The following is a 26,556-nucleotide window of genomic DNA, read 5'->3' as shown; positions in this document are numbered from 1 at the left end:
TCAGACCGCCTTCGCCGTGGCGCCCGCGCCCGCGTGCGTGGCGCGTATCCGGGTCCAGGGGGTCAACAGCCGCTGGAGACCCAGCAGCAGCAGATCCGCGACGACCGCGAGCAGTACGCACAGGACGGAGGCGGTGAGCACCTGGGCCTTGAAGAAGCTGGGCAGGGCGTCGCCTATGAGGTTACCGAGGCCGCCTCTGCCGATGATCGATCCGACCGTCGTCAGCGCGATCGTGGAGATCGTGGCGATCCGTACACCGGCCATCAACGCGGGCATGGCGAGCGGGACTTCGACCTCCCACAACAGGCGCACCGGCCCGTATCCCATGCCCTTCGCGGCTTCCTTCGCCTCCTGCGGCACCGCTTCGAGGCCGGCCAGGATGTTCCGCACGAGAATGGTCAGCGAATACAGCACCAGGCCGGTGACGACCAGCGCCGCGGAGAGTCCGAACAGCGGCAGCAGCAGCGAGAACATGGCGAGCGAGGGCACGGTGTAGAGCACCGTCGTCAGCCCGAGCACCGGTCCGGCGAAGCGACGGCTGCGACGGGCGAGCAGCGCCAGCGGAAAGGCCACCAGAAGTCCGATCGCCACCGAGACGGCGGTGATCCAGATGTGCTGGACCGTCGCATCGGTCAACTCCTGGCTGCGGGAACGGAGATACTCCCCGCAGATCCAGTCGTTCGTCACCATGCAGTTCTGCGCGGCAGCCATCCGTCCCCCACCTCCCGATTACCGCCTCGTACCGATGTCTGGCGACCCTATCCCCGACCACTGACAATCGCCGAAGCCGTTGTATTCCAGCAACATGTCCTTCACAGAACACGCGCGACAATGGGGACCCATGATCCGTTTCGAGCACGTCACCAAGCGGTACGCGGACGGCACCACCGCCGTCGACGACCTTTCCTTCGAGGTCGCCGAGGGTGAACTGGTCACGCTCGTCGGACCGTCGGGCTGCGGCAAGACGACCACCATGAAGATGGTGAACCGGCTGATCGAACCGACCGAGGGACGGATATTCCTCGACGGGGACGACATATCCGCCATCGACCCCGTCCGGCTGCGCCGCCGTATCGGCTATGTGATCCAGCAGGTGGGGCTCTTCCCGCACCGCACGATCCTGGAGAACACCGCGACGGTTCCCCATCTCCTCGGCTGGAAACAGGGAAAGGGCCGTGAGCGCGCGGCGGAACTCCTGGACCTGGTCGGACTCGATCCTTCCGTTTATGGCGACCGCTATCCGGAACAGCTCTCCGGCGGTCAGCGCCAACGCGTGGGCGTGGCCAGGGCACTGGCCGCGGATCCGCCGGTGCTGCTGATGGACGAGCCGTTCGGCGCGGTCGACCCCGTCGTACGGGAACGGCTGCAGAACGAATTCCTGAAACTCCAGGCACAGGTCCGCAAAACCGTGCTGTTCGTCACGCACGACATCGAGGAAGCGGTCCGGCTCGGTGACCGCATCGCCGTCTACGGACAGGGATCCATCGAGCAGTTCGACTCCCCGGCGACCGTGCTCGGCGCGCCGGCCACCCCCTACGTGGCGGACTTCGTCGGCGCCGACCGCGGGCTCAAGCGGCTCTCCGTCACCCCCATCGAGGAGGGCGACCTGGACCAGCCGCCGGTCGTCCACCTCGACGACTCCCTGGCGAGGGCGACCGAACGGCTGCGGGCCGAGGGGGCGCGCTGGGCCGTCGTCCTGGACGGCGAGGACAATCTGCACGGCTGGATCCCGGCCGACAGCCCCGTCGGCGGGACCGAGGGCACGGTGCGCGCCCACGCCCGCAGGATGGAGGCATGGCTGCCCGTCGGCGCCCCGCTCAAGCAGGCGTTCGCCACCATGCTCCAGCACGACGCCGGCTGGATCGCCGTCATCGACGAGGAGAGCACCGGCCGCTTCCTCGGCGTGCTCACCCCGGCCCGGCTCCATGAGGCGCTGCGCCGCTCGATCGACGCGGACGCCCAGGACGTCCCGCGCGCCGAGGTCGCCGTCGAGACCGTGGAGAGCTTCGCCAAGACCGCCGCACGCTGAGCCGGCCTCCGGGCCGGAAAGCGAGACCGGGCCGGGCCGGAAAGCGGAACGCGCCCGGCCGGGGCGGGACCGGAACGGTCGGCACCGACGCAGCAACCGAGCCGGGGCGGTCCAGGCCGAGCCGGGCCGAGCCAGGGCGGGAACCGGGCCCGGCTCAGCTCTCGCTGAGCCTGCTGCTCATCCAGTCCAGCGCCGAGGGGATCTCCCGTCGCCAGGTGTTGAAGTTGTGCCCGCCGCTGTCGAGCACGATCGACGAGGCCTGGGCCGGCGGCTTCACCTTGTCGAGGAACCGCATCGTGGAGTGGTAGTTCCCCTCGCCGTGCTTGGAGGTCGTGACCAGGAAGGACGAGTCGGGCTGCGGCAGATTGTCCAGGCTCCACATCAGATCGGAGCGGTTGCGCGCGTCCTGGTCGCCGTGGAAGAGGTCACCGGTCGTCGGGTCCTCGGCCGCCTTGTAGTACGCGGAGAGCCCGGCGCTCGCGGCGAACCGGTCCGGGTGGTGGAGTCCTATCTTCAAAGCACAGTAGCCGCCGGTCGAATTGCCCATGATGCCCCAGTTGCGCGCCAGCTTTCCGACCCGGTACTCGTCCGAGACCGCCCGCGGCACGTCGTTGCCGAGGAACGTCTCGGTCTGCGGTCCGCCCTTTATGTTCACGCACTCGGTGTCCCTCGGTGGCGCCACCGTCGGCCGCAGCATCACCAGGATCATCGGCTGGGCCCGGCCGGCCTTCACCTGATCGTGCGCCGTCCGCGGGTACTGAAGGCCCTTCAGAAGGTTCTCCGAGACGCCCGGGTAACCGGTCAGGACGACGACCGCGGGAAACTTCCGGCGGGCGAACGCCGGCTGGAAGTACTCCGGCGGCAGATACACGTACGCCGAACTCTCGATCTTCGATTCCCGCCCCGCTATGACGACCTTGTCGATCCGCCCGTTCCTCGTGGGCAGTGAACCGCCCGGCCCGTCCGGCCGCTGTATCCCGACCCGGACGATGTTCTTGGAGGCCAGGGCACCGGCCGCATGGTCCGTGACCACACCCAGCTCCTGCTTCTGGCCGAACAGATCGGCCCAGGATCCGTAGAAGAGGAACGAGTTGTTCGCCACCAGGCCGACGGAGACGAAGACCATCACCTGGGTCGCCAGCAACAGACCGACCCTGCCGAACACCGCGGACACACTGCGCCGGGCCAGCCGCGGCCAGAGCCAGACCGTGGCGGCGAAGAGCACCACGGCCAGCATGATGGCGACGGCCAGGAACGCCCTGCTGGTAAGACCCATGAGGGGTGAGCTTTCTTGTCTGGAATTTTCCGGCCGGTGGGTGAACCCTCGGCCCGGAAGCCTCGTCCTACAGGTCGCACATCGTCCGGAGCGCCACGGCCGAAGGACTCAAGAATCTCTCGCGGAACCACGGGAAGCGATGTCTGTCACGCTAGATGGGGATAAATCAGGATCGGTTCCGAGTCCCGTACGCAAGTTCGTACGCGGCCCGCGGCCCGAATCCGTACCGACGCTGGTCGGTACCGCCTGCGCCGTCGTCGGCCTGATCGATGTGGCCGCGGGGGTCTTCCCGCGCTTCCGGCACAGCCGGATGCACACCCTCGCCGAGGTGCTCCCCGGCGCCCTCGGACCGTTCGCCGCCGCCCTCTCCCTGAGCGCGGGCGTCCTGCTGCTCCTCCTCGCCCACGGCCTCAAGCGACGCAAGCGGCGGGCCTGGCGGGCGGCCGCCCTGCTGCTGCCGGCCGGCGCGCTGGCGCAATTCGCCTACCGGCACTCCGTCATCGGCACGCTCGTCTCGCTGGCGCTCTGCCTCCTGCTGGTCCGCCATCGCGGCGAATTCGCCGCGCTTCCCGATCCCCGGAGCCGCTGGCGGGCCCTGGCCAACTTCGTGCTCCTCGGTGCGGGGTCGCTGGGCCTCGGCCTGATCATCGTCAGCGTCCACCCCGGCCGCGTCGTGGGAAGCCCCAGCGTCGCCGACCGGCTCCAGCACGTGCTGTACGGACTGTTCGGATTCGAAGGCCCCGTCGAGTACGCCGGGGTCACCTCCTCGACCGTGGCGTACTCACTCGGCGCCCTCGGCCTGCTGACCGCCGTCACCACCATCTACCTCGCCTTCCGCCCCGAGCATCCGGCCGCCCGCCTCACCGAGGACGACGAGGCCCGGCTGCGCGCACTGCTGGAGAAGCACGGCGGCCGCGACTCGCTCGGCCACTTCGCGCTCCGCCGCGACAAGGGCGCCGTCTTCTCGCCCAGCGGCAAGGCCGCCGTCTGCTACCGCGTCGTCTCCGGGGTGATGCTGGCGAGCGGCGACCCGATCGGCGACGTGGAGGCCTGGCCGGGCGCCATCGAACGCTTCATGGACGAGGCCAAGGCCCACTCCTGGACCCCGGCCGTGATGGGCTGCAGCGAGACCGGCGGCGAGGTCTGGACCCGCGAGACCGGACTGGACGCGCTGGAACTCGGCGACGAGGCGGTGGTGGACGTCGCGGATTTCTCGCTCGCCGGGCGCGCGATGCGCAACGTACGCCAGATGGTGAAGCGCATTGAACGTCTTGGCTACGAGACCCGGGTCCGGCGCGTCCGCGACATCGGCGAGGCCGAACTGGCCCACATCCGGCGGGCCGCCGCCGACTGGCGCGGCACCGACAACGAGCGCGGCTTCTCCATGGCGCTCGGCCGGATCGGCGACCCGGCCGACGGGGACTGCATCATCGCCACCGCCCACAAGGCCGACGAGCACACCGCCGACTCCCCGTACGGCGACCTGAAGGCCGTACTCCACTTCGTCCCGTGGGGCGGCGACGGCATGTCCCTCGATCTGATGCGCCGCGACCGCTCCGCCGACCCCGGCATGAACGAGCTGCTGATCGTCGCCGCCCTCCAGTCCGCCTCGCAGCTCTCCGTCGAGCATGTCTCGCTGAACTTCGCGATGTTCCGCTCGGCGCTCGCCCGCGGCGAGAAGCTGGGCGCGGGACCGGTGCTGCGGACCTGGCGCGGACTGCTGATCTTTCTGTCGCGCTGGTTCCAGATCGAGTCGCTGTACAAGTTCAACGCCAAGTTCCGGCCCCGCTGGGAGCCGCGCTTCGTGGTCTACCGCACCGCCGGCGACCTGCCCCGCATCTCCCTCGCGGCGATGCAGGCCGAGGGCTTCGTGAACTTGGCGCTGCCCCGTCCCTTCGCCCGCCGTTTCCCGCGCCGCCGGGCCCGCCCCTGCACCCACACCCCGCCGCCGGGCCAGGAGCACCACACCCGCGCGGCATAACAGCACGCCGGATCGGCCTACGCTGGTCGCATGAGTACGTTGCGTGGACGAGGCACGGTCCAAGGCCTGCCGGAGTGGGACCGCTGTGCGGTCATGGGTGTCGTCAATGTGACCCCGGACTCCTTCTCCGACGGGGGCCGCTGGTTCGACACCACGGCCGCCATCAAGCACGGCCTCGACCTGGTCGCCGAGGGCGCCGACCTGATCGACGTCGGCGGCGAGTCGACCCGTCCGGGCGCCAGCCGGGTGGACGCGTCGGAGGAGCTGCGGCGCGTGGTCCCGGTGGTCAAGGGTCTGGCGTCCGAAGGGGTCGCGGTCTCCGTGGACACGATGCGGGCCCGCGTCGCCGACGAGGCGATCACGGCCGGGGCCGCCCTGGTCAACGACGTCAGCGGCGGCCTCGCCGACCCGGACATGGTCCGGGTCGTCGCCGCGGCCGGCGCGCCGTTCGTCGTGATGCACTGGCGCGGCTTCAGCGAGTCCATGAACAGCCGGGCGGTCTACGAGGACGTCGTCGCCGAGGTCGTCACGGAACTGCGGGAGCGGATGGACGCCGTGGTCGCGGGCGGAGTCGCCCCGGAACGGATCGTGATCGACCCCGGTCTCGGCTTCGCCAAGGACGCCGGCCACGACCTCTCTCTGGTCGCCCACCTCGACGAACTGCGTGCCCTGGGCCGCCCGCTGCTGGTCGCCGCCTCCCGCAAACGCTTCCTCGGCCATGTGCTGGCCGGTGAGGGCGCGGCGCCACCCCCCGCGCGCGAACGCGACGCCGCCACCGCTGCGATCTCCGCGCTCTCCGCCCACGCGGGCGCCTGGGCCGTCCGGGTCCATGAGGTCCGGGCCACGGCCGACGCCGTACGGGTCGCCCGCGCCGTCGAGGGTGCCGCATGAGCGGGCCCCGCGACGAACACGCGGAGGCGGCCGCCGACATCGCGGCCGTCGAACAGGCCAACACCTCCTTCTACGAGGCGATGGAGCGCGGCGACTTCGAGGAGCTCTCCGGTCTCTGGCTGCCGGGCGAGGACCTCACCGTCTCCTGCGTCCACCCGGGCTGGCCGGTGCTCACCGGCCGCGGCGAGGTGCTGCGCAGCTACGCCCTGATCATGGCGAACACCGAGTACATCCAGTTCTTCCTCACCGACGTCGGGATCGCTATGACCGGCGACACGGCGCTGGTGACCTGCACCGAGAACATTCTCAGCGGCGGCCCGGCGGAGGACGGCAACGCACTCGGACCGCTGGTCGGCCAACTCGTCGTGGCCACCAATGTGTTCCGGCGCACCCCGGACGGCTGGAAGCTCTGGTCCCACCACGGCTCGCCCGTACTGACCGAGTCCGACGAGGACGAGGACGAGGAAACTCCCTCCTGACCGAGGCATCCGCCCGACGGGGGGTTGGAATCCGGGTCCGCGGGTAGTAGCGGCTACCAGCCCCCGCGAGGTCCTTCCCACAGCCCCCCGCGGGCGAGCACTGTCGGTGCTCGCAGGTAGATTCGAAAGAGAGCACCTCGCCGTCCGCACGCGGCCCCGTGTCTCTACGCCCTACGACAGCAGGAGTGATTCGCGTGGATCGTGTCGCGCTGCGCGGCCTCAAGGCCCGTGGACACCATGGCGTCTTCCCCCGGGAACGGGAAGAGGGTCAGACGTTCATCATCGACCTGGTGCTCGGCCTCGACACCCGCCCCGCGGCAGCCGCCGACGACCTGACGAAGACCGTGCACTACGGCGTCGTCGCCGAGGAGGTCGTCGACGTGGTGCAGGGAGAACCGGTCGATCTGATCGAAACGCTCGCGGAGCGCATCGCCCAGCAGTGCCTCAAGCACGAAGGAGTCGAGGAGGTGGAGGTGGTGGTGCACAAGCCCGACGCGCCGATCACCGTCCCGTTCGACGATGTGACCATCACCATCACCCGGAGCCGAGTATGACTGCATTTTCTACCGAGGGGCAGAGCGACCCGACCGTACAGCCGGTGCCCGCCTCCGTGGTCGAGCAGGTGGACGCCGCGGACATCACCCTCTCCAATCCCAAACGTGCCGTGATCTCCCTGGGCTCCAACCTCGGCAACCGCCTGGAGACCCTCCAGGGCGCCATAGACGCCCTGGAGGACACCCCCGGCCTGCGGGTCAAGGCGGTCTCCCCGGTGTACGAGACGGAGCCCTGGGGCGTCGCTCCCGGTTCTCAGCCCTCGTACTTCAACGCGGTGATCGTCGTGAAGACGACGCTTCCTCCGTCCTCGCTCCTGGAACGCGGCCAGGCCATCGAGGAGGCCTTCGACCGGGTCCGTGAGGAACGCTGGGGCCCGCGCACCATCGACGTCGACATCGTGGCGTACGCGGATGTCGTCTCCGACGACCCGGTGCTCACCCTGCCTCACCCCCGGGCCCGTGAGCGGGCCTTCGTCCTCGCTCCGTGGCACGACGTCGACCCCGAGGCCCAGCTGCCCGGCGCCGGCCCCGTCGCGGAGCTGCTGGCCGGTATCGGCCAGGACGGCGTACTGCCCCGGGCCGATCTGGAACTCCGTCTGCCCGAGTAGTCGTTAGGCTCGACGGACACGGATCACTGGCAATACGGACCGGTGGCGACATGGGCCACCGGCGGCGAAGGGCGGAGCACTCGGTGAAGCAACTACGGCTCGGGGTACTGGCCGGCCTCTTCGCCGCGGCCGGGGTGCTCTCCTGGGGAGGCGCCCGCCTCTGGGACTCCGTCGGCAGCCTGCCGAGCGTTCCCCTCGCCGCACCGATCGTGCTCGCGGTGATCGCGGCCATCCTGCTCGCCACGGCACTCTCCATCCGTTCCCGGCTGCGTGCCCAGCGCGAGCGCCGGCCGGGAGCCAAGGGCGTCGAGCCACTGATGGCGGCGCGGGCCGTCGTCTTCGGCCAGGCCAGCGCGCTGGTCGTCTCCCTGGTGTCCGGGATGTACGGCGGCACGGGCGTCTTCCTGCTCGGCTCCCTCGATATCCCCGCCCGGCGCGACCAGGCGATCTACGCGGGCTTCGCGGTCCTGGCCGGCATCGCGGTGGTGGCCGCGGCCCTCTGGCTGGAGCGCATCTGCAAGCTCCCGGAGGACGAGGACAACGACAAGAGCTCGGCGTCCGCGTAGGGACCACCGAGCTCTCCTCCCGCTGTCGTGCCGGGGCTCAGCGCGCCATGATCAGGCTCATGGCCTCGGCTCGCGTCGCGGGATCGCGAAGCTGTCCCCGCACCGCCGACGTCAGCGTCTTCGCACCCGGCTTGCGGATACCGCGCATCGACATGCACATGTGCTCGCACTCGATGACGACGATGACCCCGCGCGGCTCCAGGATGTCCATGAGCGAGTCGGCGATCTGCGTGGTGAGCCGCTCCTGGACCTGCGGTCGCCGGGCGTAGACGTCGACCAGGCGAGCCAGCTTCGAAAGGCCGGTGATCTTTCCGCTGGTCGCCGGGATGTACCCGACGTGCGCGACACCCCGGAACGGCACCAGGTGGTGTTCGCAGGTGCTGAACACCTCGATGTCCTTGACCAGCACCATCTCGTCGTGGCCGAGGTCGAACGTGGTCGTCAGAACGTCCTCGGGCTCCTGGTAGAGACCCGCGAATATCTCCTTGTACGCCCGTGCCACCCGTCCCGGCGTCTCACGCAGTCCTTCACGGTCCGGGTCCTCGCCCACGGCGAGGAGAAGTTCGCGAACGGCGGCCTCGGCCCGCTTCTCGTCGAACTCACCGATCGGACCCTGGCCCTCCAACGTCACCGGGTCGGTCATCTGTGCCTCGTTCCTCTGAGCTGTCACCCGCACCTACCTCCGTACGGGCGTACGAAAAAGCCGCGCCCCCACAGGCTAGAACCTGCGGAGGCGCGGCATCCATTCCGGGCCCGGTGAGGCCCCGTGACAGGGACCACACCGGGGCCGCGGATCAGTTCTCCGGGCGGTCCTCCGGGATCACCTCGGTGGCCGGGACGGTGTCCGTGGGGACGACCGAGCCGTTCGCCGTGGTGGCGCCGTTGGTGAGGGCGAGCTCCTTCGGCGAGAGCACCGGCGGCCGCGTCGACGGGGTGCGTCGGGCGGAACCGGTCCAGGCCGGACGGGCCGGGCGCTTCACGATCGGGGCGAAGATCTCGGCGATCTCCTCCTTGCCGAGCGTCTCCTTCTCCAGGAGCTGGAGAACGAGGGCGTCCAGCACGTCGCGGTTCTCGACGAGGATCTCCCACGCGTCGTTGTGCGCGGTCTCGATGAGCCTCTTGACCTCTTCGTCGACGAGGGCCGCGACCTCTTCCGAGTAGTCGCGCTGGTGGCCCATCTCCCGGCCCACGAAGGGCTCGGTGTTGTCGCCGCCGAACTTGATCGCGCCGAGCCGCTCCGTCATGCCGTACTGCGTGACCATCGCGCGGGCCGTTGCCGTGGCCTTCTCGATGTCGTTCGCGGCGCCGGTGGTCGGGTCGTGGAAGACCAGCTCCTCGGCAGCGCGCCCGCCCAGCATGTAGGCCAGCTGGTCAAGCATCTCGTTGCGCGTCGTGGAGTACTTGTCCTCCTCCGGGAGCACCATCGTGTAACCGAGGGCGCGGCCGCGGGAGAGGATCGTGATCTTGTGGACCGGGTCCGACTGGGGGGAAGCCGCCGCGACCAGGGCGTGTCCGCCCTCGTGGTACGCGGTGATCTTCTTCTCCTTCTCGGACATGATCCGGGTCCGCTTCTGCGGGCCCGCCACGACGCGGTCGATGGCCTCGTCGAGCATCTTGTTGTCGATCAGCTTCATGTTGCCGCGCGCCGTGAGGAGCGCCGCTTCGTTCAGCACGTTCGACAGGTCGGCACCGGTGAAGCCGGGCGTACGACGGGCGACGGCGCCGAGGTCGACGTCCTTCGCGATCGGCTTGCCCTTCTGGTGCACCTTGAGGATTTCGAGACGGCCCTGCATGTCCGGCCGGTCGACCGCGATCTGCCGGTCGAAGCGGCCCGGACGCAGCAGCGCCGGGTCGAGGATGTCCGGCCGGTTCGTGGCGGCGATCAGGATGACGCCGCCCTTCACGTCGAAGCCGTCCATCTCGACGAGCAGCTGGTTCAGCGTCTGCTCGCGCTCGTCGTGGCCGCCGCCCATTCCGGCACCGCGGTGTCGGCCGACGGCGTCGATCTCGTCGACGAAGACGATCGCCGGGGCGTTCGCCTTGGCCTGCTCGAAGAGGTCACGGACCCGGCTGGCACCGACACCGACGAACATCTCGACGAAGTCGGAACCCGAGATCGAGTAGAACGGGACGCCCGCCTCGCCCGCGACGGCACGCGCGAGCAGCGTCTTGCCCGTACCGGGAGGCCCGTACAGCAGGACACCCTTGGGGATCTTGGCACCGACGGCCTGGAACTTCGCCGGCTCCTGGAGGAACTCCTTGATCTCCTGGAGTTCCTCGACGGCCTCGTCCGACCCCGCCACATCGGCGAACGTCGTCTTCGGGGTGTCCTTGGTGATCAGCTTGGCCTTGGACTTCCCGAACTGCATGACCCGGGAGCCGCCGCCCTGCATCTGATTCATCAGGAACAGGAAGACGACCACGATCAGGACGAAGGGCAGCAGCGAGAGGAGGATCGAGATGAACGGGGACTGCTTCGACGGCGAGACGGTGTAGCCCTTGTCGATCTTGCCGCTCTCGAACTTCTGCTGCAGCGTGTCGGCCAGCTGGACACCCTGGTCGCCGATATAGCTCGCCTGGAACTTGCTGCCGGACTCGCCCGAGAGCTTCTGGTCCTTCTTCATCTCGATCTTGATGATCTGTTCGTCACCGGTGGTCAGCTTGGCCTGCGCCACCTGGTCCTTGCTGATCGCCTGGATCACCTTGCCGGTGTCCACCGATTTGTAGCCGCCTGACGAGCCGACGACCTGCATCAACACGACCACGGCGAGGACGGCCAGCACGATCCACATGACCGGCCCACGGAAGTATCGCTTCACGTCCATCCATACGGGGCGATGACGCCCCGTCCCTCCTGCCCGTAGGTAAATGCTGCTGTGAGAAAAGACTGTTCTTCGGACGGTACCCCAGCATTGTCACCCGCGACTGCCGGGGACGTCTGTCAAAAGCCGCCTTCGAAGGGTCAACGGCGGGAATGCGGTGAAAGGTTCCCCGCCGTCCGTCCCGGTCGGGCCGGGCACCCCTGGGCCAGGCAAAAAACGCCGAGCGGAAAACGCCGGGCGGAGAACGCCGGGGGGGGGGGCCGTCAGCCGCCGTAGACGTGCGGGGCGAGCGTGCCGACGAAGGGGAGGTTGCGGTACTTCTCCGCGTAGTCCAGCCCGTATCCGACGACGAACTCGTTGGGGATGTCGAAGCCGACCCACTTGCACTCGAGCGCGACCTTGGCCGCGTCCGGCTTGCGCAGCAGGGTGCAGATCTCCAGGGACGCGGGCTCGCGCGAGCCGAGGTTCGACATCAGCCAGGACAGGGTCAGGCCCGAGTCGATGATGTCCTCGACGATCAGGACGTGCTTGCCCTTGATGTCGGTGTCCAGGTCCTTGAGGATCCGGACGACTCCGGAGGACTGGGTGCCCGCGCCGTACGACGAGACGGCCATCCAGTCCATCGTGACGGGGGTGGACAGCGCGCGCGCCAGGTCCGCCATCACCATCACTGCGCCCTTCAGGACGCCGACGATGAGCAGGTCCTTGCCCGCGTACTCCGCGTCGATCTTCGCGGCCAGCTCGACGAGCTTCGCGTCGATCTCTTCCTTGGTGAGGAGCACCGACTGAAGGTCGGTGCCCATGTCCTTCTCGTTCACCCACGTCTCTTTCTTTGCCTGCCGGGTCCGGGGTGGTGCCCCGGCCCTGCGCGGCCGCTCGCCTGCGTGTCAGCCGCTCGTGCTTCAGCTCTGCCGAATCACCAGTCTGCCACCCTGCCGCCTGGCTTCGACGCGGCCGGGCAGGTTGATGGCCCGCTGGCCCCGCCAGCCGGTGATCAGACGGTCGACTTCCTCGATGTGGCGGGCGAAGAGGGAACCGGGCGGGGAGCCCGCCTCCATGGCTGCCCGGCGCAGCACCCGGCGGCGTACGGCGGGCGGCAGCGCGTACAGCTTGGCGCACTCCAGCCGGCCCGCGTCGTCCCGCACGGTGCGGTCGGCCTCGGCGGCCCAGGTGTCCAGGGCGTCGGCGTCGTCGCGGGAGAGCTGCGCCGTACGGGCGAGGGCCTCGACGACTCCTTTGCCCAGCGCCTTCTCCAGGGCGGGCAGGCCCTCGTGGCGCAGTCGGGAGCGGGTGTAGGCGGGGTCGATGTTGTGCGGGTCGTCCCAGACGGGCAGCGACTGGACGAGACAGGCCTTGCGGGCGGTCTGGCGGTCGAGCTGGAGGAAGGGCCGGCGGTAGCGGCCGGCCGGCCCCGACGCGGCGGCCATGCCGGAGAGCGAGCGGATGCCGGAGCCGCGGGCCAGGCCCAGCAGCACCGTCTCCGCCTGGTCGTCACGGGTGTGGCCGAGCAGGACGGCAGCGGCGCCGTGCCGTTCGGCTGCCGCGTCCAGCGCGGCGTAGCGGGCGTCGCGGGCGGCGGCTTCGGGGCCGCCCTCCTGGCCGACCTGCACGGCGACGGACTCGACCGGGTCGAGATGCATGGTGGTGAGGCGGTCGACGACCTCGGCGGCCCGGGTGTCGGATCCGTCCTGGAGACCGTGGTCGACGGTGATGCCGCCGGCCCGGACGTCGAGTTTGCGGGCCTCGAAGGCGAGGGCGGAGGCGAGTGCCATGGAATCGGCACCGCCGGAGCATGCCACCAGCACGAGTGGGGTACCGGGGCGGTCGGGGAGCAGGGCGCGCTGCCTGCCCGCACTGGCTTCGGCGAGCTCGGGGTGCGGGGTGCGCCGGGTGTGTTCGGTCAGTACGTCGTGGAGTACGCGGCGGACCGCCAGGCGTATCGCCGCGACCGCAGGATGGGGACCCATGTCCGGTGCCCTTCGTGGAGTTCGGGGGACGTTCTTCGGAGTGCCGGGACGCGAGAGCGCCGTCACTCAGAGTGCGTCGATGGTGACAGAGGTAAGCCGTCCATCGAGCATTGCACGCCTTCCCATGCCCCTACGGTCCCTCGGATGGGTGATTACCGGCGCGTTCTCGTCCTGTCGTCCGCCGCCGGGCCCGTCGCGATCAGGACTCTGCCCTACGGTGCACCCTCGCGATCCAGTCCGTCGGCTTCGCGATCTCCGCCTTGGTCGGGAGGGTGTTCGGCGAGGTCCAGACCCGGTTGAAGCCGTCCATGCCGACCTCGTCGACCACGGCGCGGACGAATCGTTCGCCGTCCCGGTACTGGCGCAGTTTGGCGTCGAGGCCCAGGAGCTTGCGCAGCGCCTGGTCGAGGCGGCTCGCGCCGCGCGCCCTGCGCTGCTGGAACTTCTCCCGGATCTCGCCGACGGAGGAGACGACCTCCGGGCCGACGCCGTCCATCACGTAGTCGGCGTGCCCTTCGAGCAGGGACATCACGGCGGTGAGCCGGCCGAGGATCTCGCGCTGGGCGGGCGTCTGGACGAGCTCGACGAGGCTGCGGCCGCCGTCCTCGCCGTCCTCCCCCTCGGGGCGGCCCCCGGCCAGGGACTGGGCGGCCTCGCGGAGCCGTTCCAGCACGGTCACGGGGTCGACATCGGTCTCTTCGAGGAATGACTGGATCTCGCCCTGCAGATGGTCGCGGAGCCAGGGCACCCCGGTGAACTGGGTGCGGTGGGTCTCCTCGTGGAGGGCGACCCAGAGCCGGAAGTCGTGCGGGTCGACCTCCAGCTCGCGCTCCACATGGACGATGTTCGGGGCGACGAGCAGCAGCCTGCCGCCGCCGTCGGCCGAGGCCGGGAACTCACGGGTGGCGGGGGCGAACGTCTCGTACTGGCCGAGGACCCGGGAGGCCAGGAACGACAGCAGCATCCCCACCTCGACGCCGGTCACCTTGCCGCCGACCGCGCCGAGCACGGCGCCGCCCGGCCCGTTGCCACGCCGGTCCTGCATCTTTCCCAGCAGGGGGCGGAGCAGTTCACGGAAGCCCGCGACATTGGCCTTGATCCAGCCCGCCCGGTCCACGATCAGGACCGGGGTGTCCTCCGGCTCGGTCCCGTCCGGGATCATCCGGGTGAAGGAACGGACGTGCTCCTCCGCGGCCTTGGCATGCCGGCGCAGTTCCGCGACGACCTCGCGGGCCTCCTCGCGGCTGATCTCGGGCCCCGGCCGCACAAGTCGGGTCGCGGTCGCGACCGCGAGATTCCAGTCGACCATCTCGGCACCACCGATGCTCGTCATGCGTCAACCGTACGTGCTCGGCTCCGTCCGCGGTGTGGTGTTGACCGGCTCACCCGGTACCGGCGGCGAGGGTCGTCCGGTGCTCCCCGGTGGATCCGCGCGGGGCGTCGGACGCGGTGCGTCGCGCGGCGCGGGGGCGCTCACGCATCGGATGCGCACCGGGCCGGGGAGCGCCCGGGGACCGGAGCCACGCGGGGCGGAGGGCGCCCGTCAGCCGGCGGCGTTCGGGCGTTGCGGTGACGCGGCGCGATGCCGTGGCCGGCGGCGTTCAGGCGTTGCGGTGACGCGGCGCGATGCCGTGGCCGGCGTCGCGCGCCCGCCGGGGATCACCGGACGGACCTGAGGCCGGTGGCGAGTGCGTCGAGGGAGGACTGGGCCTCGGACGGGGAGGTCGTACCGGATGCCAGGAAGGCGAAGGCGAGCAGTCGGCCCCGCCGGTCGACGACCGTCCCGGCGAGGGAGTTCACGCCGGTGAGGGTGCCGGTCTTGGCCCGGATCAGGCCGGTGCCGTCGGACTTCTCGTCGTACCGGCCGCTGAGGGTGCCGGTGAATCCGGCCACGGGGAGGCCGGTGAGGACGGGGCGCAGCTCGGGCTGGTCCGGGTCGGCGGCGCGGGCGAGGAGACCGGCCAGCAGGCCGGCGGTGACCTTGTCCTCGCGGTTCAGCCCGCTGCCGTCGGCGAAGTTCGCACCGGTCAGCGGCAGGCGGAGCTTCTTGAGCTGTGCGGTGACGGCCCGCCGGCCGCCGTCGAAGTCGGCCGGTTCGCCCTTGGCCAGGGCGGTCTGCCGGGCGAGTGCCTCGGCGATGTCGTTGTCGCTGTTGGTCAGGGCCCGTTCGACCAGGGCGGAGAGCGGGACCGACAGATGCGTGGCGACCGTCCGGGACTTGGCGGCCGGCCGGCCGCGCACCGGGTCGGACCGGGTGGCGATCCCGGCGTCGTCGAGCAGTTCGCCGAACGTCCGGGCGGTGTCGCCGGCCGGGTCGTCGCTGCGGGGGGCGGGTCCGCTGTCGCTGCTGTCGAGCCGGCCCTCGTCGGTCATCAGGGCGCTGACGGGGGCGATGTTCTCGTTGGGGCCGATCGGGTGCCGTGCGGGGCCGGAGTAGCGGGAGGTGTCGTACGCGAGGCGGACCGATGTCACGCCGCGGTCCTTCAGGGCGCGCGCGGTGCCGGCGGCCAGGGCGCGCAGCGCGGCCTTGTCGAGGGTGGGGTCGCCGCCGCCGACCAGGGTGAGAGCGCGGGAGTCGGGGGACGCCCGGACCGTCGTGGCGATGCGGTGACCGGGGCCGAGCGCGCTCAGCGCGGCGACCGAGGTGGCGATCTTGATGGTGGAGGCGGGCGTCATGGGCGTGTCGGCACCCTGGCCGTACAGCCGCTCGCCGGTGGCGGTGTCGATGACGACGGCGCTGCGCACGGTCCCCAGCGCGGGGGCCTTCAGCAACGGTCCGAGGGTGACGCGAAGGGCGGCCGCCGTGCCGTTCGGGGTGTCGCGCGTGTCCGGGGCGGAGTTGTCGACCGCGGCGGAGAGGGGCTGGAGGACGGCCGGGGCGCTGGGGGCGGGTTCCGGTCCGGACGGTGTGCCGGATCCGTGATGTACGCCACCTGTGCGGTTCCGGGCGGCGGCCCAGTCCTGCTCGGCCTTACGCTGACCCGAGTCCCAGGGGCCGGCGGCAAGGACGACGCCGGCCGCGAGTGCCAGGCCGAGGCCCGCGGAGACGGCCGTGAACTGCCGATCGCTCAGTCCCCTCAGCCTGATCAAGCCACTCTGCCGGGTGAGCCTGCTCAGTTTGTCCAGCGGGTCGACCGACGGTCTCTTCACCGGCTCGTCCACCGTTGACCAGCCCCTTTCGCGAGCACACATCTGCGTGGGGGACACTTAATCACCAGTCGTATGTGTTGATCATGGAGGAGCCACCCGTGGAGTTCGACGTCACCATCGAGATCCCGAAGGGTTCGCGGAACAAGTACGAGGTGGACCACGAGACCGGTCGGATCCGCCTGGACCGTCGACTCTTCACCTCGACCAGCTACCCGGCGGACTACGGCTTCGTCGAGAACACCCTCGGCGAGGACGGCGACCCGCTGGACGCGCTGGTCATCCTGGACGAGCCGACCTTCCCCGGCTGCCTCATCAAATGCCGCGCCATCGGCATGTTCCGGATGACGGACGAGGCCGGCGGCGACGACAAGCTGCTGTGCGTGCCGGCCTCCGACCCCCGGGTGGAGCACCTGCGCGACATCCACCACGTGTCGGAGTTCGACCGCCTGGAGATCCAGCACTTCTTCGAGGTCTACAAGGACCTGGAGCCCGGCAAGTCCGTCGAGGGTGCGGACTGGGTCGGCCGCGCCGAGGCCGAGGCCGAGATCGAGGCCTCCTACAAGCGCCTTGAGGCGCAGGGCGGCGCGCACTGACCCGAGGGTCACGGCCGGATTCCGGCCGAGGTACGTCGCACGGTTCCGCTTACGGTTCCGTGCTGGAAACGGGCGGCACTCCTCTCGATGGGGTGCCGCCCGTTTCGCGTGCGCCGCGCCCGTTCCGTACGCAGCCCGTCCCGGTCACGCACCGGTCCGTCCCGGTCGCGTACCGGTCCGCCCCGCGGGTCCGCGCGCCCCGTGATTCCGCCCGCCTCGCCTCCGCATACTTGTCCGTGGCCATACTGGGCACAAGCGCAAGCGAAGACGCGCAGCCGATGAGGAGCGAGGCCGAGTGGTGGCGGAACCGGGCGGTCCGGAGGACCAGAAGCCCCAGTCCGACGAGGCGCGCAGCGCCTTCGTCCCGCCGACCGGGGTGGGACGACGGACGTCCGCGTCCGAGGACGACCAGCCGACATCGGAGTTCGCCATTCCGGCTGGTCTGACAACCGAACCCCAGGGGACGGGAACGGGCTCCGCTTCCGGTTCCGGTTCCGGTCAGACCACGGGCTCGGGCTCGGGCTCGGACACGATCGGCTCCGCCTTCGCCCCGCCGCGCACCTACAGCGCCCAGCACTCACCGCCCGCCTTCACCCCGGCGCACGGCAGCCCGATGATCCGGCTGACCAAGGAGGCCCCCTGGCAGGACCGGATGCGCACGATGCTGCGGATGCCGGTCGCCGAGCGCCCGGCGCCCGAGCCGGTGCAGAAGTCCGACGAGACGGGCCCCGCGGTGCCGCGCGTGCTCGACCTGACGCTGCGCATCGGCGAACTGCTGCTCGCCGGCGGCGAGGGTGCCGAGGACGTCGAGGCGGCGATGTTCGCGGTGACCCGCAGCTACGGTCTGGACCGCAGCGAGCCCACCGTCACCTTCACCCTGCTGTCGATCTCGCACCAGCCCTCGCTGGTCGACGACCCGGTGACGGCGAGCCGTACCGTACGCCGTCGTGCCACCGACTACACCCGGCTGGCCGCCGTCTTCCGGCTCATCGACGACATCACCACCGAGGATGTCGAGGTCTCGCTGGAGGAGGCGTACCGGCGCCTGGCTGAGATCCGGCGCAACCGGCATCCGTACTCCGGCTGGGTGCTGACGCTGGCCGGCGGCGGACTCGCCGGTGCGGCATCGGTGCTGGTCGGCGGTGGTGCACTGGTGTTCGTGGTGGCCGCGATCGGCGCGATGCTCGGCGACCGGCTGGCCTGGCTCTGTGCCGGGCGGGGGCTGCCGGAGTTCTACCAGTTCGTGGTGGCGGCGATGCCTCCCGCCGCGTTGGGTGTGGCGCTGACCCTGACCCACTGGTCGGACGTGCGGCCGTCCGCGGTCATCACCGGTGGGCTGTTCGCGCTGTTGCCGGGGCGGGCCCTGGTGGCGGGCGTGCAGGACGGGCTGACCGGCTTCTACATCACCGCCGCCGCGCGGTTGCTCGAAGTCATGTACCTGTTCATCGGCATCGTCGTCGGTGTGCTGCTCGTGCTGTATCTGGGCGTTCAGCTGGGCGCCGAGCTGAATCCCGGGACCCGGTTCTTCGCCCCCGACCGGCCCGTGGTGCAGATCCTGGCGTCGATGGCGCTCTGTCTCGCGTTCGCGATCCTGCTCCAGCAGGAACGCTCCACGGTGCTGGCGGTGACCCTCAACGGCGCCGTGGCGTGGGTGATCTTCGGCGCGATGGCCAGGACCGGCCATATCTCACCGGTGCTGGCGACGGCGACGGCGGCGGGCCTGGTGGGCCTGTTCGGGCAGTTGTTCGCGCGCTACCGGTCCACCTCGTCACTGCCGTTCATCACGGCGGCGATCGGCCCGCTGCTGCCCGGCTCGGCCACGTACTTCGGTCTGCTGGGCATGGCGCAGGGCGATGTGAACGCAGGGCTGGCCTCCTTGTCGACCGCGGTCGCGACGGCGCTGGCCATCGCGATCGGGGTCAACCTGGGAAGCGAGATCTCCCGGCTGTTCATGCGGGTGCCGGGGGCGATCGGCGGGGCGAACCGCCGCGCGGCCAAACGGACGCGCGGCTTCTGAGCCGGGTGCCGGCTCCGGGTCAGCGCTTGGCGTGGCGGCCGCGCTGGCCAGTGACCGGGCCCTGGCCCTCGCCGCCGCCGGTCGCCGCCGCTTCCTTCTTCGACTTGGAGCGGGCCCGCAGGAACTCGATCGCGATCGGCACCACCGAGATGAGCACGATCAGGATGAGCATCGCCTCGATGTTCTGGTGCACGAACTCGATCTTGCCGAGGGCTGCGCCGAGCAGCGTGACCCCGACGCCCCAGAGCACCCCGCCGATGATGTTGAACGTGATGAACGAGCGGTAGTTCATCCGGCTCACACCGGCGATGATCGGCGTGAACGTACGCACGATGGGCACGAAGCGGGCCAGGATCAGCGACTTCGGCCCGTACTTCTCGAAGAACTCGTGCGCCTTCTCGACGTTCTCCTGCTTGAAGAGGCGGGAGTCCGGGCGCTTGAAGAGCGACGGGCCGACCTTGCGGCCGAAGAGATAGCCCACCTGGTCGCCGATGATCGCCGCCAGCGCCACCAGGACGCAGACCAGCCAGAGCGGAGACTTCAGCTGGCCCGTGGTCACCAGCAGCCCCGTGGTGAACAGCAGGGAGTCACCGGGCAGGAAGAAGCCGATCAGCAGTCCGGACTCGGCGAACACGATGAGGAGGACGCCGGGGAGTCCGAAGGTGTTGATGAGATAGTCCGGGTCCAGCCAGCTCGGTCCGAGCGCAAGCGTATTCAAGGGTCCGGGCTCCTGGATCGATCGATGGCGGCTGCGTGGCCGCCCCAAGCTATCAACGCGGGATGATGTCCCCGGGTTCCAGTGCCCCCAGCGAAAATACGCACCGGGCCAACCGGGACAAAGCTCTCTCCAGGAGGTTCCACACGATGAGTATCGAGGATTTCGGCGGCGGTCAGGCGGACCAGTCGGATGTCCTGGTCGTCACCACGAACGACGTACCGGGCTACCAGGTGACCCGGGTGATCGGTGAGGTGTTCGGCCTGACCGTGCGCTCCCGCCACCTCGGCAGCCAGATCGGTGCCGGGCTGAAGTCCATGATCGGCGGCGAGCTGAAGGGGCTGACCAAGACGCTCGTCCAGACCCGGAACCAGGCGATGGAGCGACTGGTCGAACAGGCCAGGGCGCGCGGCGCCAACGCGGTCCTGATGATGCGCTTCGACGTGACCGAGGCGGCCGATGTGGGCACCGAGGTCTGCGCGTACGGTACGGCGGCCGTGATCAGCAAGATCTGAGCGACGGCCGGCACGGGGGCGGGGCCGTCCCCACCGCCGTGCCGGCCGCGCCCGCGCGGGTTACGAGAGGCGCGCCGCGTTGGCCTCGATCGCGTCCCGCAGGTGTTGGGCCAGGCCCGGCCGCATCGACTCGTAGTACGCGCGGAACTGCGGGTCGGACACGTACATCTCGCCGAGCCCCCGGTGGATCTCGGGTGTGCACGCGTAGAACCACCGGGTGATGTGGAGCCGGTGGGCCTCGGCCAGGTCCATCGCCCGTTCGCCGGTGGCCGGTTCACCGGCCGCCATCAACGCGTCGTACGCGGCGCCCCAGTCGGCGACCTCCGCCTGCATCCGCTTCCAGTCGTCCTTGGTGTACCGGGCGACCCGGCGCTGCGACTCGGCGTAGGCGGCGGTGCCGCCCCAGCGGCGTCCGGCCTCCTCCGCGTGCTCCTCGGGGTCCTTGCCCCCGAAGACCTCGAACTTCTCCTCGGGCGTGAGGTTGATGCCCATCTTCCGTGCCTCCATGGCTGTTTCGACGGCGGCGGCCATCTTTCGCAGTTCGGCGATCCGGTCGGTCAGCAGCCGGTGCTGGCGGCGCAGATGCTCCTGCGGGTCCGCGTCCGGGTCGTCGAGCAGTACCGCGATCTCGTCGAGCGGGAAGCCGAGCTCCCGGTAGAACAGGATCCGCTGCAGCCGGTCGAGGTCGTCGTCGTCGTAACGGCGGTGGCCCGCGTGGCTGCGCCCGCCGGGCGAGAGCAGTCCGATGCCGTCGTAGTGGTGCAGGGTGCGCACCGTGACCCCGGCGAATCCGGCGACCTGTCCCACGGAGTGGTCCACGACTCCCCGCTCCCTTCTCCGTTTCCGGTTCGTACCGAGCCTGAGTCCTGACGTGACGTGAGGTGCAAGTCCGAAACACCACCACCTCCGGCGCCATTGGAGGGGTTATGCGGCTTTTGTCTCGTTATGGTGAGCCGATGGCCACAGATTCTCCCCCGCCCGCCGAAATCCCTCCCGCCGGGCCGCCGCCCGCCGGAACCGCTCGCGCCGAGACCACTCCGGTGCACCGGCTGCTGCCCGTCATCGTGCCCGCGCTGGCCGTCGGAGTCGCCTCGGCCCTCGTCCTGCTCGGGGTCAGCCTGCTCGCGGAGAAGCTTCAGGACGTGCTCTGGGGGACGATCCCCGACGCGCTCTCCATCGGCCGCTACTCCTCGCTCTGGATGATCGTGATGCTCACCGCCGGCGGGCTGGCGGTCGGGCTGCTCGTGCGGGCGGTGCCCGGTCACGCCGGTCCCGATCCGGCGACCACCGGGCTGGTGGATCCGCCCCTCGCGCCGGGCGTGGTTCCGGGACTGCTGCTCGTCACCGTCCTCACGCTCGCGGGCGGGATCAGCCTCGGCCCGGAGAATCCGATCACGGCCGCCAATATCGCGCTGGCCTACTGGCTCGGCCGGCGGTTCGCTCCCGGCACGACGGCAAAGCTGTGGATCGCGCTGGCGGCGGCCGGCACCGTCGGCGCGCTCTTCGGCACCCCGGTCGCCGCCGCGCTGATCCTCTCCGAGACGCTCGCCTCCCGCGCCGGACCGGGTGCGCTCTGGGACCGGCTGTTCGGCCCGCTCGCGGCGGGCACCGCCGGCGCGCTCACCATGACGCTGCTGGCCCACCCCAGCTTCGACCTGTCGCTGCCGGCGTACGCCCACCCGCACTGGGGCGATCTGCTCTCCTCGATCGTCATCGCCCTGGCGGGTGCGGTGCTGGGTCTGATGGCGGTGTACGCCTTCCCGTACGCGCACCGGTTCTTCCGGGCCCTGAAGCACCCCGTCCTGGCACTGACCCTCGGCGGGCTGCTGCTCGGCCTGCTCGGGGTACTGGGCGGCCATCTCACCCTGTTCAAGGGGCTCGACGAGGTGAAGGTGCTCGCCGCCGACCCGAACGGCTGGTCGGCGGGGCAGTTCGCGGTCATGGCCGTGGTGAAGACGGCCGCGCTGCTGATCGCGGCGACCTGCGGCTTCCGGGGCGGGCGGATCTTCCCCGCCGTCTTCGTGGGGGTGGCACTGGGGCTCTGCGCCCATGCCCTGGTCCCCTCGGTGCCGGTGGCGCTCGCGGTGTCGTGTGCGGTGCTGGGCGTACTGCTGGCCGTCACCCGGCAGGGCTGGCTGAGCCTGTTCACCGCGGCGGTGCTGGTCGGCGGCGCGGCCGTGCTCCCCATGCTGTGCATCGCCTCGCTGCCGGCCTGGCTGCTGGTGACCGGGCGCCCGCAGATGCAACTGCACGAGGACGGTACAGCGCTGAGGTGAGCCCGGCGCGGCGGCGCACGCCGGGCCCTCTCACCCCGGCCGGCGGCGCACTCGGCGCCACTCATCCCGGAACGGCGGAGCCTACGGCGCGCCCGCTCCGGCCCGGCGCCCCGCTCGACGCGCCGGATGCCACCGGTATCCGTATCGTCTCCCCCGTACGGTTATGCCCCGATACATCCCGCCAGGCCCTGCCGGAGGTCTCCGCGATGCCCACGCCCGTCAACGTCGCCGTCATCTATTACTCCTCGACCGGCACCGTCGCCACGATGGCCAAGGCCATCGCGCAGTACACCGAGAAGGCCGGCGCGGAGGTACGGCTGCGCAGGGCCCGTGAACTGGCCCCGCAGGCGGCCATCGACTCCAACCCGGCCTGGGCCGCCAACGCGAAAGCGACCGCGGACATCGCCGAGGCTTCGAAGGACGACATGATCTGGGCGGACGCCGTGATCTTCGGTACGCCGACCCGGTTCGGCAATGTCACCGCCCAGCTCAAGCAGTTCATCGACACCCTCGGCAGCCTCTGGCAGGCAGGTCGTCTCGCCGACAAGGTCTACAGCGGCTTCACCTCCACCAGCACCGCGCACGGCGGCCAGGAGTCCACGCTGCTCGCGCTCTACAACACCGTCCACCACTTCGGCGGCATCCTGGTCGCCCCCGGCTACACGGACCCGTCGAAGTTCGTCGACGGCAATCCGTACGGCACTTCGCATGTTGCGGGGCAGGGCGACATCCCGGTCGGCGTGCAGACCCTGACCGCCGCCCGGGTCCAGGCCGAACGGGTCGTGAGGTTCACCCGGGCCATCAAGGACGGCCTCGCCGCCGAGAGCTGAACGCACCGCACGTCCACAGGACCGTGGCGGCTCACCGAAGACCGCCGAGAGCCCAGAAAGGCTGTCCGCCGATGCCTCTCCACAAGGGTTCGCCCCACGGTACGGAGCCGTCCGAGAAGCGCCGCAGGCTCGCCCTCAACCCGTTCTACGGAGAGGCCGACCCGATCGCCGGAATGGAGTCGGCGCCGCCCCGGCACCGGCTCCCCGACGGACCGATGCCGCCCTCGATCGCCTACGGCCTGGTCCATGACGAGCTGATGCTCGACGGCAACGCACGGCTCAACCTGGCCACCTTCGTCACCACCTGGATGGAGCCCCAGGCCGGGGTGCTGATGGGCGAGTGCCGCGACAAGAACATGATCGACAAGGACGAGTACCCGCGCACCGCCGAGCTGGAGCGGCGGTGCGTCGCGATGCTCGCCGATCTGTGGAACGCCCCCGACCCCTCGACCGTCGTGGGCTGTTCGACGACCGGTTCCAGCGAGGCCTGCATGCTCTCCGGCCTGGCGCTGAAACGCCGTTGGGCGGCCAGGAACGCCGACCGCTACCCGGCGACCGCCCGGCCGAACCTGGTCATGGGCATCAACGTGCAGGTCTGCTGGGACAAGTTCTGCAACTTCTGGGAGGTCGAGCCGCGGCTGGTCCCGATGGAGGGCGACCGCTTCCATCTCGACCCGCAGGCCGCGGCCGATCTCTGCGACGAGAACACCATCGGCGTCATCGGCATCCTGGGCTCCACCTTCGACGGTTCCTACGAGCCGATCGCGGAACTCTGCGCGGCCCTGGACGCCCTTCAGGAACGCACCGGCCTGGACATCCCCGTCCATGTGGACGGGGCGTCCGGTGCGATGGTGGCGCCGTTCCTGGACGAGGACCTGGTGTGGGACTTCCGGCTGCCCCGGGTCTCCTCGATCAACACCTCCGGGCACAAGTACGGCCTGGTCTACCCGGGGGTCGGCTGGGCGCTGTGGCGCTCGCCCGCCGAACTGCCCGAGGAGCTCGTCTTCCGGGTCAACTACCTGGGCGGCGACATGCCGACCTTCGCGCTCAACTTCTCCCGGCCCGGCGCCCAGGTGGTGGCGCAGTACTACACCTTCCTGCGGCTGGGCCGGGACGGCTACCGGGCCGTTCAGCAGGCCTCCCGGGACGTCGCGACCGCGCTGGCGCAGCAGATCGGGAAACTCGACGACTTCCAGCTCCTCACCCAGGGCGACCAGTTGCCCGTCTTCGCGCTGACGACCGCGCCGGACGTAAAGGCGTACGACGTCTTCGACGTGTCCCGCCGGCTGCGGGAGCAGGGCTGGCTGGTGCCCGCCTACACCTTCCCCGCCAACCGGCAGGACCTGTCGGTGCTGCGGGTGGTGTGCCGCAACGGCTTCTCGTCGGACCTCGCCGAGCTGCTGCTGGAGGACCTCCGGCTGATCCTGCCCGACCTGCGCCGCCAGCCGCACCCGTTGAGCCAGGACAAACAGGCGGCGACGTCCTTCCACCACTGAGCGCCGGGCGCCGCGGTCAGCGGCCGATCCGGGCGAACCTCCGTACCGCCAGCGGGAAGAACACCGCGAGCAGCACCAGCGGCCAGACCACCGCGAGCAGTCCGGCGTGGTCGGACGCCCAGGTGCCGCCCGCCCCGCCCGGATTGCCGAACAGGCCGCGTACCGCCGTGGCCGTGGCGGACATCGGGTTCCATTCGACGGCCGCGCCCAGCCACCCCGGCATCGAATCGGGGGTGGCGAAGACATTGGAGAGGAAGCCGACCGGCCAGACCAGGATCTGCACCGCCTGCACCAGCTCCGGCTTCCCGGCCACCAGCGCCAGCTGGATGCCGGTCCACAGCATCGCGAACCGCAGCAGCAGAAGCAGCCCCACCGCCCCCAGCGCCGCGGCCGGCCCGTGGTGCCAGCGCCAGCCGACCGCGTATCCGACGCCGGTCATCACGGCGAGCGCGGCCACCGACTGGAGCATGTCCGCGACGCTCCGGCCGACCAGCACCGAACCGGAGACCATCGGCATGGCGCGGAACCGGTCGATGACGCCCTTGTCGAGGTCCTGGGTCACCGCGATCATGGTCGACTCCAGGCCGAAGGCCATGGTGAGCGCGAGCATGCCGGGCACCAGGAACTCGGTGTTGTCGCCGTCGACGCCACGCCCGCCGCCCACCAGGTAGGTGAACATCAGCAGCAGCATCACGGGGAAGACCAGTCCGACGACGATCCGCACCGGCTGCCGCGCCCAGTGCGCCAGTTCGCGCCGAGTCATCGTCCAGGAGTCGGACACCGCCCAGCTCATCGCGCTCATGCCGCCACCTCCGCGTGTTCCGGCTTCCGCTCGGTCAGCGAGAGAAAGACCTCGTCGAGTGTCGGGCGCCGCACCGCGATGTCCTCCGCCTTGATGCCCGCCTCCTCCAGGGCCCGTACGGTCCGGGTCAGGGCCGCCATCCGGTCCGGCGCCGACGCCCCGATCAGCCGCCGGTCCGCGTCGACGACCGCGCCGTCACCCAGCAGCCGTGCCGCGGCGGCCAGTCGGGACCCGTCCCGGACGACGACATCGATGCGGTCCCCGGCCACCATCGCCTTCAGCTCGTCGGACGTCCCCTCGGCGGCCACCCGCCCGGCGTCGATCACCGAGATCCGGTCCGCGAGCTGATCGGCCTCCTCCAGATACTGCGTGGTCAGCAGTACGGTCGTGCCGCCGCCCACCAGGGAGCGCACCGCCGACCACACCTCGGCCCGGCCGCGCGGGTCGAGTCCGGTGGTCGGCTCGTCCAGGAAGAGCACCTCCGGGTCGGTGATCAGCGAGGCGGCCAGATCGAGCCGTCGCCGCATGCCGCCGCTGTACTGCTTCACCGGCCGCCGGCCGGTGTCCGCGAGACCGAAGCGGGCCAGCAGCTCGTCCGCCCGCGCGCCCGCCCGGCGGGCGCCCAGGTGGTACAGCCGGCCGAACATCTCCAGGTTCTGCCGGCCGCCGAGCTCCTCGTCGACCGCCGCGTACTGCCCGAGCAGCCCGATGCGGCGCCGGACCTCGCCGGCCCGGTCCCGTACATCGAACCCCGCCACCTCGACCCGGCCCTCGTCGTGCCGCAGCAGCGTGGACAGGATGCGTACGGCCGTGGTCTTGCCCGCGCCGTTGGGGCCGAGCACGGCGTGGACGGTGGAGCGGCGGACCGTGAGGTCCAGGCCGTCCAGGGCACGCTTCTCCCCGTAGCGCTTGTGCACACCTTCGACAACGATCGCGTCGGTCAAAGTCCCCACACCCTCCCGTAGTCAAACTTGACTAGCGGGGTCGAA

General features: G+C 70.5%; 25 protein-coding genes. 13 read left to right on the top strand and 12 right to left on the bottom strand.

Features of this window, described 5'->3' with window-relative positions; all coding sequences use genetic code 11:
- Nucleotides 1-711 carry an ABC transporter permease gene (locus tag ACZ68L_RS32705; protein WP_469584261.1) on the bottom strand — a complete coding sequence of 237 codons (711 nt, stop codon included), beginning with the start codon at nucleotides 709-711 and terminating at the stop codon, nucleotides 1-3.
- A gap of 130 nt (nucleotides 712-841) precedes the next feature.
- Between ACZ68L_RS32705 and ACZ68L_RS32700 the strand changes: the two genes are divergently transcribed.
- Nucleotides 842-2,029 (top strand): ABC transporter ATP-binding protein, encoded by a 1,188-nt coding sequence (locus ACZ68L_RS32700; protein WP_469584258.1) that lies wholly within the window; start codon nucleotides 842-844, stop codon nucleotides 2,027-2,029.
- Between the two features lie 154 nt (nucleotides 2,030-2,183).
- On the opposite strand, the gene ACZ68L_RS32695 is transcribed toward ACZ68L_RS32700, so the two are convergent.
- Nucleotides 2,184-3,305 carry an alpha/beta hydrolase gene (locus ACZ68L_RS32695; protein ID WP_469584255.1) on the bottom strand — a complete coding sequence of 374 codons (1,122 nt, stop codon included), beginning with the start codon at nucleotides 3,303-3,305 and terminating at the stop codon, nucleotides 2,184-2,186.
- A gap of 139 nt (nucleotides 3,306-3,444) precedes the next feature.
- On the opposite strand from ACZ68L_RS32695, the gene ACZ68L_RS32690 reads away from it, so the two are divergent.
- From ACZ68L_RS32690 to ACZ68L_RS32665, 6 genes are all read left to right on the top strand, one after another.
- The gene (locus tag ACZ68L_RS32690; protein ID WP_469584252.1) at nucleotides 3,445-5,286 is read left to right on the top strand and encodes a phosphatidylglycerol lysyltransferase domain-containing protein; all 1,842 of its coding nucleotides are present in this window, start codon (nucleotides 3,445-3,447) and stop codon (nucleotides 5,284-5,286) included.
- 30 nt (nucleotides 5,287-5,316) lie between these two features.
- The gene (folP, locus tag ACZ68L_RS32685; protein ID WP_469584248.1) at nucleotides 5,317-6,177 is read left to right on the top strand and encodes a dihydropteroate synthase; all 861 of its coding nucleotides are present in this window, start codon (nucleotides 5,317-5,319) and stop codon (nucleotides 6,175-6,177) included.
- Complete coding sequence (locus ACZ68L_RS32680) at nucleotides 6,174-6,656, top strand: nuclear transport factor 2 family protein (protein WP_469584246.1); 483 nt, start codon at nucleotides 6,174-6,176, stop codon at nucleotides 6,654-6,656. The genes folP and ACZ68L_RS32680 overlap by 4 nt, the downstream gene beginning before the upstream one ends.
- A 194-nt stretch (nucleotides 6,657-6,850) precedes the next feature.
- A complete protein-coding gene (gene folB / locus ACZ68L_RS32675; protein ID WP_469584242.1) occupies nucleotides 6,851-7,210 on the top strand; it encodes a dihydroneopterin aldolase in 360 nt (119 codons plus the stop codon).
- Nucleotides 7,207-7,818, top strand: a complete 612-nt coding sequence (gene folK / locus ACZ68L_RS32670; RefSeq protein WP_469584239.1) for a 2-amino-4-hydroxy-6-hydroxymethyldihydropteridine diphosphokinase — start codon at nucleotides 7,207-7,209, stop codon at nucleotides 7,816-7,818. Before folB ends, folK begins: the two co-directional genes overlap by 4 nt.
- A gap of 83 nt (nucleotides 7,819-7,901) precedes the next feature.
- The gene (locus tag ACZ68L_RS32665; RefSeq protein WP_469584236.1) at nucleotides 7,902-8,384 is read left to right on the top strand and encodes a DUF3180 domain-containing protein; all 483 of its coding nucleotides are present in this window, start codon (nucleotides 7,902-7,904) and stop codon (nucleotides 8,382-8,384) included.
- Nucleotides 8,385-8,421: 37 nt separating this feature from the next.
- On the opposite strand, the gene folE is transcribed toward ACZ68L_RS32665, so the two are convergent.
- The 6 genes from folE to dacB form a co-directional block, all read right to left on the bottom strand.
- Nucleotides 8,422-9,027, bottom strand: a complete 606-nt coding sequence (gene folE / locus ACZ68L_RS32660; protein ID WP_469584400.1) for a GTP cyclohydrolase I FolE — start codon at nucleotides 9,025-9,027, stop codon at nucleotides 8,422-8,424.
- 151 nt (nucleotides 9,028-9,178) lie between these two features.
- Nucleotides 9,179-11,209 (bottom strand): ATP-dependent zinc metalloprotease FtsH, encoded by a 2,031-nt coding sequence (gene ftsH, locus ACZ68L_RS32655; RefSeq protein WP_469584233.1) that lies wholly within the window; start codon nucleotides 11,207-11,209, stop codon nucleotides 9,179-9,181.
- A 260-nt stretch (nucleotides 11,210-11,469) separates the two neighbouring features.
- Entirely contained in the window at nucleotides 11,470-12,009 is a 540-nt protein-coding gene (gene hpt / locus ACZ68L_RS32650) for a hypoxanthine phosphoribosyltransferase (protein ID WP_469584397.1), read from the bottom strand.
- Nucleotides 12,010-12,108: 99 nt separating this feature from the next.
- Complete coding sequence (gene tilS / locus ACZ68L_RS32645) at nucleotides 12,109-13,173, bottom strand: tRNA lysidine(34) synthetase TilS (RefSeq protein ID WP_469584229.1); 1,065 nt, start codon at nucleotides 13,171-13,173, stop codon at nucleotides 12,109-12,111.
- Nucleotides 13,174-13,372: 199 nt separating this feature from the next.
- Entirely contained in the window at nucleotides 13,373-14,506 is a 1,134-nt protein-coding gene (locus ACZ68L_RS32640; RefSeq protein ID WP_469584226.1) for a zinc-dependent metalloprotease, read from the bottom strand.
- A gap of 326 nt (nucleotides 14,507-14,832) precedes the next feature.
- The gene (gene dacB, locus ACZ68L_RS32635) at nucleotides 14,833-16,365 is read right to left on the bottom strand and encodes a D-alanyl-D-alanine carboxypeptidase/D-alanyl-D-alanine endopeptidase (RefSeq protein ID WP_469584394.1); all 1,533 of its coding nucleotides are present in this window, start codon (nucleotides 16,363-16,365) and stop codon (nucleotides 14,833-14,835) included.
- A 56-nt stretch (nucleotides 16,366-16,421) separates the two neighbouring features.
- Here dacB and ACZ68L_RS32630 point away from each other — a divergent pair, with 56 nt between their 5' ends.
- Complete coding sequence (locus ACZ68L_RS32630; RefSeq protein WP_003968257.1) at nucleotides 16,422-16,916, top strand: inorganic diphosphatase; 495 nt, start codon at nucleotides 16,422-16,424, stop codon at nucleotides 16,914-16,916.
- Nucleotides 16,917-17,211: 295 nt separating this feature from the next.
- Complete coding sequence (locus ACZ68L_RS32625; protein ID WP_469584223.1) at nucleotides 17,212-18,933, top strand: threonine/serine exporter family protein; 1,722 nt, start codon at nucleotides 17,212-17,214, stop codon at nucleotides 18,931-18,933.
- 19 nt (nucleotides 18,934-18,952) lie between these two features.
- Here ACZ68L_RS32625 and ACZ68L_RS32620 read toward each other — a convergent pair whose 3' ends face one another.
- On the bottom strand, nucleotides 18,953-19,651 hold the full coding sequence (locus ACZ68L_RS32620) for a DedA family protein (RefSeq protein ID WP_469584220.1): 699 nt from the start codon (nucleotides 19,649-19,651) through the stop codon (nucleotides 18,953-18,955).
- Nucleotides 19,652-19,797: 146 nt separating this feature from the next.
- Here ACZ68L_RS32620 and ACZ68L_RS32615 point away from each other — a divergent pair, with 146 nt between their 5' ends.
- Nucleotides 19,798-20,163, top strand: a complete 366-nt coding sequence (locus ACZ68L_RS32615; RefSeq protein WP_376211244.1) for a YbjQ family protein — start codon at nucleotides 19,798-19,800, stop codon at nucleotides 20,161-20,163.
- 60 nt (nucleotides 20,164-20,223) lie between these two features.
- Here ACZ68L_RS32615 and ACZ68L_RS32610 read toward each other — a convergent pair whose 3' ends face one another.
- Nucleotides 20,224-20,982, bottom strand: a complete 759-nt coding sequence (locus tag ACZ68L_RS32610; protein WP_469584215.1) for a MerR family transcriptional regulator — start codon at nucleotides 20,980-20,982, stop codon at nucleotides 20,224-20,226.
- A gap of 137 nt (nucleotides 20,983-21,119) precedes the next feature.
- Here ACZ68L_RS32610 and ACZ68L_RS32605 point away from each other — a divergent pair, with 137 nt between their 5' ends.
- From ACZ68L_RS32605 to ACZ68L_RS32595, 3 genes are all read left to right on the top strand, one after another.
- Entirely contained in the window at nucleotides 21,120-22,439 is a 1,320-nt protein-coding gene (locus ACZ68L_RS32605) for an ion channel protein (RefSeq protein WP_469584213.1), read from the top strand.
- Between the two features lie 206 nt (nucleotides 22,440-22,645).
- On the top strand, nucleotides 22,646-23,269 hold the full coding sequence (gene wrbA / locus ACZ68L_RS32600; RefSeq protein ID WP_469584210.1) for an NAD(P)H:quinone oxidoreductase: 624 nt from the start codon (nucleotides 22,646-22,648) through the stop codon (nucleotides 23,267-23,269).
- A gap of 71 nt (nucleotides 23,270-23,340) precedes the next feature.
- Nucleotides 23,341-24,765, top strand: a complete 1,425-nt coding sequence (locus ACZ68L_RS32595) for a glutamate decarboxylase (protein WP_469584208.1) — start codon at nucleotides 23,341-23,343, stop codon at nucleotides 24,763-24,765.
- A gap of 16 nt (nucleotides 24,766-24,781) precedes the next feature.
- Here the strand turns inward: ACZ68L_RS32595 and ACZ68L_RS32590 are convergent, their stop codons facing one another.
- Entirely contained in the window at nucleotides 24,782-25,567 is a 786-nt protein-coding gene (locus tag ACZ68L_RS32590) for an ABC transporter permease (protein WP_469584204.1), read from the bottom strand.
- Complete coding sequence (locus tag ACZ68L_RS32585; RefSeq protein ID WP_469584202.1) at nucleotides 25,564-26,511, bottom strand: ATP-binding cassette domain-containing protein; 948 nt, start codon at nucleotides 26,509-26,511, stop codon at nucleotides 25,564-25,566. The genes ACZ68L_RS32590 and ACZ68L_RS32585 overlap by 4 nt, the downstream gene beginning before the upstream one ends.
- Nucleotides 26,512-26,556 lie beyond the last annotated feature (45 nt).

Source organism: Streptomyces sp. NPDC104309 (assembly GCF_055584025.1).
This window is presented reverse-complemented; position numbering and strand designations above follow the sequence as displayed.

Bases quoted from the DNA above. Each gene is read 5' to 3' on its own strand.
- ACZ68L_RS32705 (WP_469584261.1), bottom strand. From the start codon at position 711: ATGGCTGCCGCGCAGAACTGCATGGTGACGAACGACTGGATCTGCGGG.
- ACZ68L_RS32700 (WP_469584258.1), top strand. From the start codon at position 842: ATGATCCGTTTCGAGCACGTCACCAAGCGGTACGCGGACGGCACCACC.
- ACZ68L_RS32695 (WP_469584255.1), bottom strand. From the start codon at position 3,305: ATGGGTCTTACCAGCAGGGCGTTCCTGGCCGTCGCCATCATGCTGGCC.
- ACZ68L_RS32690 (WP_469584252.1), top strand. From the start codon at position 3,445: ATGTCTGTCACGCTAGATGGGGATAAATCAGGATCGGTTCCGAGTCCC.
- folP (WP_469584248.1), top strand. From the start codon at position 5,317: ATGAGTACGTTGCGTGGACGAGGCACGGTCCAAGGCCTGCCGGAGTGG.
- ACZ68L_RS32680 (WP_469584246.1), top strand. From the start codon at position 6,174: ATGAGCGGGCCCCGCGACGAACACGCGGAGGCGGCCGCCGACATCGCG.
- folK (WP_469584239.1), top strand. From the start codon at position 7,207: ATGACTGCATTTTCTACCGAGGGGCAGAGCGACCCGACCGTACAGCCG.
- folE (WP_469584400.1), bottom strand. From the start codon at position 9,027: ATGACCGACCCGGTGACGTTGGAGGGCCAGGGTCCGATCGGTGAGTTC.
- ftsH (WP_469584233.1), bottom strand. From the start codon at position 11,209: ATGGACGTGAAGCGATACTTCCGTGGGCCGGTCATGTGGATCGTGCTG.
- hpt (WP_469584397.1), bottom strand. From the start codon at position 12,009: ATGGGCACCGACCTTCAGTCGGTGCTCCTCACCAAGGAAGAGATCGAC.
- tilS (WP_469584229.1), bottom strand. From the start codon at position 13,173: ATGGGTCCCCATCCTGCGGTCGCGGCGATACGCCTGGCGGTCCGCCGC.
- ACZ68L_RS32640 (WP_469584226.1), bottom strand. From the start codon at position 14,506: ATGACGAGCATCGGTGGTGCCGAGATGGTCGACTGGAATCTCGCGGTC.
- dacB (WP_469584394.1), bottom strand. From the start codon at position 16,365: ATGTGTGCTCGCGAAAGGGGCTGGTCAACGGTGGACGAGCCGGTGAAG.
- ACZ68L_RS32615 (WP_376211244.1), top strand. From the start codon at position 19,798: ATGAGTATCGAGGATTTCGGCGGCGGTCAGGCGGACCAGTCGGATGTC.
- ACZ68L_RS32605 (WP_469584213.1), top strand. From the start codon at position 21,120: ATGGCCACAGATTCTCCCCCGCCCGCCGAAATCCCTCCCGCCGGGCCG.
- wrbA (WP_469584210.1), top strand. From the start codon at position 22,646: ATGCCCACGCCCGTCAACGTCGCCGTCATCTATTACTCCTCGACCGGC.
- ACZ68L_RS32595 (WP_469584208.1), top strand. From the start codon at position 23,341: ATGCCTCTCCACAAGGGTTCGCCCCACGGTACGGAGCCGTCCGAGAAG.
- ACZ68L_RS32590 (WP_469584204.1), bottom strand. From the start codon at position 25,567: ATGAGCGCGATGAGCTGGGCGGTGTCCGACTCCTGGACGATGACTCGG.